This window comes from Photorhabdus bodei (assembly GCF_003287735.1).
Taxonomy (GTDB): Bacteria; Pseudomonadota; Gammaproteobacteria; order Enterobacterales; family Enterobacteriaceae; genus Photorhabdus; species Photorhabdus kayaii.
Map to the genome: position 1 here is coordinate 1 of NZ_NSCM01000105.1, position 2,560 is coordinate 2,560.

General features: G+C 50.3%; 2 protein-coding genes and 1 pseudogene. All 3 read right to left on the reverse strand.

From position 1 onward, the window contains the following. A pseudogene (locus CKY02_RS22750) lies at positions 1-253 on the reverse strand (hemolysin); the annotation flags it as partial. Positions 254-386: 133 nt separating this feature from the next. Next, positions 387-728 carry a hypothetical protein gene (locus CKY02_RS22755; RefSeq protein ID WP_112896982.1) on the reverse strand — a complete coding sequence of 114 codons (342 nt, stop codon included), beginning with the start codon at positions 726-728 and terminating at the stop codon, positions 387-389. Next, positions 725-1,777: a DNA/RNA non-specific endonuclease gene (locus tag CKY02_RS22760; RefSeq protein WP_112896983.1), complete on the reverse strand. Its 1,053-nt coding sequence runs from the start codon at positions 1,775-1,777 to the stop codon at positions 725-727. Before CKY02_RS22760 ends, CKY02_RS22755 begins: the two co-directional genes overlap by 4 nt. Positions 1,778-2,560 lie beyond the last annotated feature (783 nt).

Here is a 2,560-nt window from a genome sequence, read left to right on the forward strand (position 1 = left end):
CAAAGATAGGGCTGAGGGCATTGTTGGCATGGTCGGTATCCCGGCTCAGGGTGGTGATATCCTGTTGCTGGTTGTCTTTATCCCGGATAATCAGGGTACCGTCACTGACCGCGGCGTGAGTGGTGCTCTGAGCGTGGCCTTCCCGGTTAGCGCCGCCCAGGGTATTGGCTGCCAAATTACTGAGGAACATGCCGCCGGCTGAACCGCCCGTGCTGATACTCACGCTATGGTGTTCGGTTTTAAAATCCGCTTTTTTTGTTTGGCCTTACCGATAGTGAAACCGAGCACCAATACCAGCGAGGCCGGATAGTTGATTATCCGGCTCGTTGAGAACAACTGACGGCTAAAGAGAAAATCCCAGCGCCTTGGCTGGGATCTCTTTTAGATTAGTTTTCGTATTTGAAGTCTATATTGAGCTTCATTTGTTCTACATCAATTACAACGATACAGCCGGTCCAATGTGGTTTTTGCTTTGAATGAATGTTTTCTACAAAGAATTGTCTCAATGAGACTAGTAGTTCTCTCAATTTCTCATTTGTTAACCCATCATTATCTTTAGGTGAAAACCAACGGATTTCGTCATTAGCATCCATGTAGTCATATTTAAATTGGCAATAGTCACCTTTAGGAGATAACTCCGTATCCATAATAATTTTTTTCGCATGATCCGGAGCTGCGTTATATAATAACTGGCCTATCTCGGCATATATTTTATCGTCCAAACTCACTTCTTACCTCCTGGAACATTTTTAATGTTTATTTCTATTGGTCTTCCGTTATCTACCGTATAGCTGACATCAAAACTGCTAGGACGGTTACTATTATCACTATATCTAGGCTGTATTTTCACATCAACTGTCTTACCAGCTTTTAATTCTTTAGACCAAGAGTTCTCCATCTGCTTCCAGGCACCTTTATTTAGGTTTCCATCCATAGGAACAACATTTAGTCGCTCGCCTGGGCCACCAAAAATACTGGCGATTAAATGCCCGCCTTCATCTCCCGGATTACCACATTTACCTGCTTTACATTGCTGATAAGTGTTACGATCACCTTTGGATAAACGTAGTGAAGTTTCGATATGGACTGGCCTGCTTAATTCATCTGTATGATAAACTTTTTCCCCGCTTGCATGTTTTACATGATAAATTTTATTGGGTTCAGGTTTATTCAGTACCTTACTCCAACCACCTTTCTTACCTTGTTCAATAAGTACAACTTCTTTCTCTGCGGTAGCTAAATTTGATTTATTAACTTGTTGATTATGCTCAGTGTTAGCGCCTTTTGTACCCGTATTGCCTGTGTCTTTTGTCGCAGGTTTTTTTCCGGCTATTCCCAGCCCAATTATCCCGCTGCTGCCCACTTTCGGCATTACACCAAACTGCTCCGCAAACTCCTTGCCTTCAACAACCTTCTTTACCACATCTGGCAGTGACTGGTAAATCGCCTGGGCACTTTCTGCATTCTCTGCCTGTACAAAGCGGTTTAACTGTGCCATCTCCTCACTACTGAGACTGGAGAAGAATGAAGTCCGGTTCAGGCCACTGGCGGCATCTGTTCCCGAGTTCATCATTTCCCAAACGGACACCACACAGCCCGGATTATGGGAGCAGTCATTTGCCATGCCTTCCTGACGGTTTTTCTCGCTACTCTCTTTAAACTTGTCGTAAATCGCTTGCTTATTTGCGCCCGTCTTTTCTGCTTCCAGCAGTTCCTCTTTCAGTTCGTGGACATCTTTGGCCGTCAGGAAGTTATTCTCAATAACAACCCATTCCATTGCGAAGTTGACCGCCGGTCACCGATTTTCCTAATGCCCTCAGTCAGTTACAACCCGTTTTTTCCCGTGCTGCTTTGTCGCCGAACCCAAAACCCCCTGACGCGCTTTTCACCCCTGAACGCCGGTTTTTCCTGCCGTGCCATTGCCAGTGTAGCGGCTTTTTCGGCAACGGGCGAACGTCGCCCAACTTGTTTGGGCGGCGGGCACCCGTTCTGCGGGCGCGGGCGGCATAGAGCCCGCAAGCGGTGCCCCTGCGACGCTCTGGGGCACTGTGGCTTCGGGTTGCGCATGGCCTTGCATGACCACGCGGTTTTGTTCAGGGAAGCCCCTGGGGGCTGCACGGGGCGGCGATGGCGAGCACGGGGACGAGCAACGGAGCGCAGCGCAGTGCGAGCCGGGCGCAGCCAGTGCAGCGGGGTTGGGGCGGGGGGAAGTCAATGAGCGGAGGCCGCAGGCCGACTTGCCTTTAGGGGGGTTGGCCGGACGTTGGCACGGCAGCTAAAGAAGAACACGGGTTTTTGCCGAGGACTGGCTCAGCGGCTGACAGCAGAAGGCGTCAGCCTTGTGCGCCACTCCCTGCAATGCCGACCCGCGGGGGCGCAAGACATAATGCCAATTATACGCATTAAGCCGCTCATCAATGCTCAGGCGGTTGCCCGGGCTCACCGGCGCAGTGCGTATAATTCCCCCCGCATTATGTTCAATAGGCGTTGGGCGGCCTGGACCGGCTCAACGGGGATGCCGGGGCTTGCGCCGCCTGACGACTATTTACCCCCGCGTGCG